At 73.0% G+C, this 4,460-nt stretch carries 4 protein-coding genes and 1 pseudogene; all 5 read right to left on the reverse strand.

What is annotated here, in order from left to right; all coding sequences use genetic code 11:
• Nucleotides 1-55: 55 nt before the first annotated feature.
• Entirely contained in the window at nt 56-1,069 is a 1,014-nt protein-coding gene (locus tag AB0O00_RS30635; protein WP_363657282.1) for a DNA cytosine methyltransferase, read from the reverse strand.
• 170 nt (nt 1,070-1,239) lie between these two features.
• On the reverse strand, nt 1,240-2,064 hold the full coding sequence (trpA, locus tag AB0O00_RS30640; RefSeq protein ID WP_363657284.1) for a tryptophan synthase subunit alpha: 825 nt from the start codon (nt 2,062-2,064) through the stop codon (nt 1,240-1,242).
• The gene (trpB, locus tag AB0O00_RS30645; protein ID WP_363657286.1) at nt 2,061-3,311 is read right to left on the reverse strand and encodes a tryptophan synthase subunit beta; all 1,251 of its coding nucleotides are present in this window, start codon (nt 3,309-3,311) and stop codon (nt 2,061-2,063) included. The genes trpA and trpB overlap by 4 nt, the downstream gene beginning before the upstream one ends.
• Nucleotides 3,308-4,144 carry an indole-3-glycerol phosphate synthase TrpC gene (gene trpC, locus AB0O00_RS30650; RefSeq protein WP_363657288.1) on the reverse strand — a complete coding sequence of 279 codons (837 nt, stop codon included), beginning with the start codon at nt 4,142-4,144 and terminating at the stop codon, nt 3,308-3,310. The genes trpB and trpC overlap by 4 nt, the downstream gene beginning before the upstream one ends.
• Nucleotides 4,145-4,319: 175 nt before the next feature.
• Nucleotides 4,320-4,460 (reverse strand): annotated as a pseudogene (locus tag AB0O00_RS30655) (anthranilate phosphoribosyltransferase); the annotation flags it as partial.

A 4,460-nucleotide genomic window follows, 5' to 3' on the forward strand; every position in this document is an offset into this window, starting at 1 on the left:
GGACGGCATCGTATGCCGTCCCACCGCGGGCGTCATCGTCTCCGCGCGACGCGGGTCACCACCGGTCCCGCAGCGCCGGAGCGGGCAGGCCGAGCGCCGCCCGGATGGCGAGCCCGAAGGCCCGAGCCACCGGGGGCGGCGACGCGTGCCCCACCTGCCGGTAGCGGACCGTCTTGCCGCCGGCGAACGCCCAGTCGTCGGGGAAGCCCTGGAGCCTCGCCGCCTGTTCGACGGTCAGCTTCACCATGTCCGTGCCGTCCGGTGACGGGTCCCAGCCGTCCTCCGGGCCGGGGACCCGGTCGGCGATGGTCCCGCCGTTGACCCGCATGCGGGCCCAGGAGCGCTTCGACCCGGTCGGCCCCAGATCCGGCCCACCACGGTTCCAGGAACCCCCGACCAAGGTCGGGGCGACCTCCCGGGCCTGGTCGGCCCAGACCGCGGCGTGCGGCCACCCTCGGGCGGCCATCGAGTCGCCCAACACCTCCCCCACCGTCAGCGGCGGCTCACCGTCCGGCGCCGGAGGCTCGAAGTGGCGCATGGCGTCCCCCTTCAACGCCACCAGGATCCCCTGCTTGCGGTCCTGGGGCACGCCGTGCCACTTCGCGTTGACGACGAACCAGTCGTACGTGTAGTTGAGATGATCGAGCTCGACCTCGACCCGCGAACGGATGGGTCCGTACTCGGGTTTGACCGCCAGTTCGGAGACGTTCTCGATGAGCACGGCACGCGGCTGCACACCGTGCAGGAGCATCACGGTGGCCTCGAGCAGCCGGAGTTCCGCGTCGCTGTCCTCGCGCCCCACCGCCGCACTCGCCTTCACCCGGGGCAGACCCGCCGCCAGGAGGTCCACGTCGTAGACCTCCTGGTGCTCCTCCGGAACGAAGTCGAGGAGGTCGGCCTCCAGGACGTGCCACTCCGGGCGGTTCAGCCGCAGCGTCTCGCAGGCCACGGGACGGTTGTCCAGGAGCAGCACGGGATCGAACCCCGCCTGCTCCAGACCGAGCGCGAGGCCACCCGCCCCCGCGCACACGGCGAGGCTGGTCAGGCGTTCGCGACGGGACTCTTCCATGATCACCATTTGCGCTCGTCGGGAAGCTCGGCGGGGGCTGGTGCCCCGAGCAACCGATGATCGCATCCACCGCCCGCACACGTCGATAGTCAGGATACGGACGGTCCTTCCCGGGGGAGCGGGAACACCACCGGGACGCTGCTGCATGGGCACTCCGGCGGGGCCGGGGGTCAGGTGCGGCGGACTCCCGCTGCCAGGTCGGCGGCCAGGGACTGGACGGCGGTCAGGCCGGTCGGGAGGTCGGGGGCTTCCAGGATGAGCTTCACGAAGGCCGAGCCGACGATCACGCCGTCGGCGAACTCGGCGACCTGACGGGCCTGTCGGGCGTTGGAGACGCCCAGGCCGACGCAGACCGGGAGGTCGGTCGTGGTGCGGGTGCGGCGGACGAGGTCGCGGGCCTCGGTGCCGACCGATTCGCGGGTGCCGGTGACGCCCATGAGGGAGGCGGCGTAGACGAACCCGGAGCCGGCGGCGGTGATGGTCGCCAGGCGTGCGTCCTGGCTGCTGGGGGCCACGACGAAGACGGTCGCCAGGTTGTGCTTGGCCGCGTGCTCGCGCCACAGGGCGGATTCCTGGACCGGCAGGTCGGGCAGGATGCAGCCCGCGCCGCCCGCCGCCGCGAGTTCGGCGGTGAAGCGTTCGACGCCGTAGCGGTCGACGGGGTTCCAGTACGTCATGACCAGGATCGGCGCGCCGGTCGCCTCGTAGGCCTCGCGCACGGTGCGCAGCACGTCGGCGATCTTCACGCCGCCGCGCAGGGCGATGTCGTCGGCGGTCTGGATGATCGCGCCGTCCAGGACCGGGTCGCTGTGCGGGAGGCCGACCTCGACCACGTCCGCGCCGCCCGCGAGGACGGCCTTGACGGCGTCGATGCCGCCGTCCACGGTCGGGAAGCCGGCCGGGAGGTAGGCGACCAGGGCCGCCCGGTCCTCCGACCTGGCCTTGGCGAGGGTGGTGCTCAGCAGGTCCAGGTTTCCGGTGTGTGCGGTGCTCACTTGCTCTCTCCCTCGGCGGTGCCGTCGTACAGGCCGAAGTAGCGCGCGGCCGTGTCCATGTCCTTGTCGCCGCGCCCGGACAGGTTGACCACGATCAGGCCGTCCGGGCCCAGTTCCTTGCCCAGCTCCAGGGCGCCGGCCAGGGCGTGGGCGCTCTCGATGGCCGGGATGATGCCCTCGGTGCGGGAGAGCAGGCGGAGGGCCTGCATGGCGGCGTCGTCGGTGATCGCGCGGTACTCGCCGCGGCCGCTGTCCTTGAGGTAGGAGTGCTCCGGGCCGATGCCCGGGTAGTCGAGGCCGGCCGAGATCGAGTACGGCTCGGTGATCTGGCCCTCCTCGTCCTGCAGGACGTAGGAGCGGGAGCCGTGCAGGACGCCGGGCTCGCCCGCGGTCAGGGTGGCCGCGTGCTCGCCGGTCTCGACGCCGTGGCCGGCCGGCTCGAAGCCGACCAGGCGGACGCCGGCGTCCGGGACGAAGGCGTGGAAGAGGCCGATGGCGTTGGAGCCGCCGCCGACGCAGGCCGCGACGGCGTCGGGCAGCCGGCCGGCGCGCTCGACGATCTGGCGGCGGGCCTCGACGCCGATGACGCGGTGGAAGTCGCGGACCATGGCGGGGAACGGGTGCGGGCCGGCGACGGTGCCGAACAGGTAGTGGGTGGAGTCGACGTTGGCGACCCAGTCGCGGAACGCCTCGTTGATGGCGTCCTTGAGGGTGCGGGAGCCGGACTTGACGGCCACCACCTCGGCGCCGAGCATCCGCATCCGGGCGACGTTCAGCGCCTGGCGCTGGGTGTCGACCTCGCCCATGTAGATGGTGCAGTCGAGGCCGAACAGGGCGCACGCGGTGGCGGTGGCCACGCCGTGCTGGCCGGCGCCGGTCTCGGCGATGACCCGCGTCTTGCCCATGCGCTTGGTGAGCAGCGCCTGGCCCAGCACGTTGTTGATCTTGTGCGAGCCGGTGTGGTTCAGGTCCTCGCGCTTGAGGAACATCCGTACGCCACCGGCGTGTTCGGCGAACCGCGGGACCTCGGTGAGGGCGCTGGGCCGGCCGGTGTAGTTGGCCATCAGGTCGTTGAGCTCCGCCGCGAAGGCCGGGTCACCCTTGGCCTTCTCGTACTCGGCGGCGACCTCGTCCACGGCGGCGACCAGCGCCTCCGGGATGAACTTGCCGCCGTAGTCGCCGAAGTAGCCCGCGGCATTGGGCACCTGACCCTGCGGGTCCGGCAGGAAGAAGGTGTCGGTCGTCATGACGTTTCCTCAGTGGTTCCGTGAGCAGTTGCCGGCGATGCCGAGTTCTTCGGTTCCGCGTTCTTCAGTTCCGCGACCGTCGCCGCCGGATCGGGGGACGTCATCAGCGTCTCCCCCACCAGCACCGCGTCCGCGCCGTCGGCCCGCAGGCGGCGGGCGTCGGCCGGAGTGCGCACGCCGCTCTCCGCGACCAGCACCCGGTCGGCCGGGATCCGGCTCCGCAGCCGGCCGGTGAGGCCCAGGTCCATGCGGAAGTCCCGCAGGTCCCGGTGGTTGACGCCGATGTTCACGGCGCCGAGGGCGAGCGCCGTGCCGGCCTCCGCCTCGCTGTGCACCTCCACCAGCACGTGCAGTCCCAAGTCCCGGGCGTACGCGTACAGTTCGGCGAGCCGCTGCTCGTCGAGGGCGGCGACCACCAGCAGGACGGCGTCCGCCCCGTAGGCGCGGGCCTCGGCGATCTGGTACTCGTCGACGATGAAGTCCTTGCGCATGACGGGCAGCCCGACGGCCTCCCGCACGGTCGCCAGGTCCTCCGGGCGGCCGCCGAAGCCCTCGGTGTGCGCGAGGACGGACAGCGCGCAGGCGCCGCCCGCCTCGTAGCGCCGGGCCAGGTCGGCGGGCCGGTAGTCGTCGGTGAGCGGGCCCTTGAGCGGGCTGCGCGGCTTGAGCTCGGCGATGACGCCGAGGCCGGGGGCGCGCAGGGCGGCCCCGAAGTCCCGGACGGCGGGGGCCGCGGCGGCCCTGGCCTCCAGCTCGGGCAGGGCCACCTCGGCCCTGCGGGCATCGGTCTGGCGGTGCGCCGCCTCGATCAGCTCCCCGATCAGGCCGGGCAGGACGGATCGGCTGGTCAGCCTGGTCAACGTGGCTGCTCCTCGCTCGTGTCGTTCACAGTGGTCATGTCGTTCAGGTCATCCGTGTCGTTCGGGTCGTTCGCGCCGGCCATCACGCGGCGACCACGGCGGCAGGAGCGGCCGGAGCAGCCGCGGCGCCCCCGGCCGCCGACCGCGCGCTCGCCACGACCCACCGGTCCAGCAGCTCCGCGGCCCGCCCGCTGTCGACGGCCTCGGCGGCCAGGGCGAGGCCCCGGTGCCAGTCCTCGCACCGCCCGGCCGCCCGCAGTGCGGCGGCCGTGTTGAGCAGCACGATGTC

Origin of the sequence: Kitasatospora sp. NPDC093558 (assembly GCF_040683475.1) — a bacterium.
Classification (GTDB): Bacteria; Actinomycetota; Actinomycetes; order Streptomycetales; family Streptomycetaceae; genus Kitasatospora.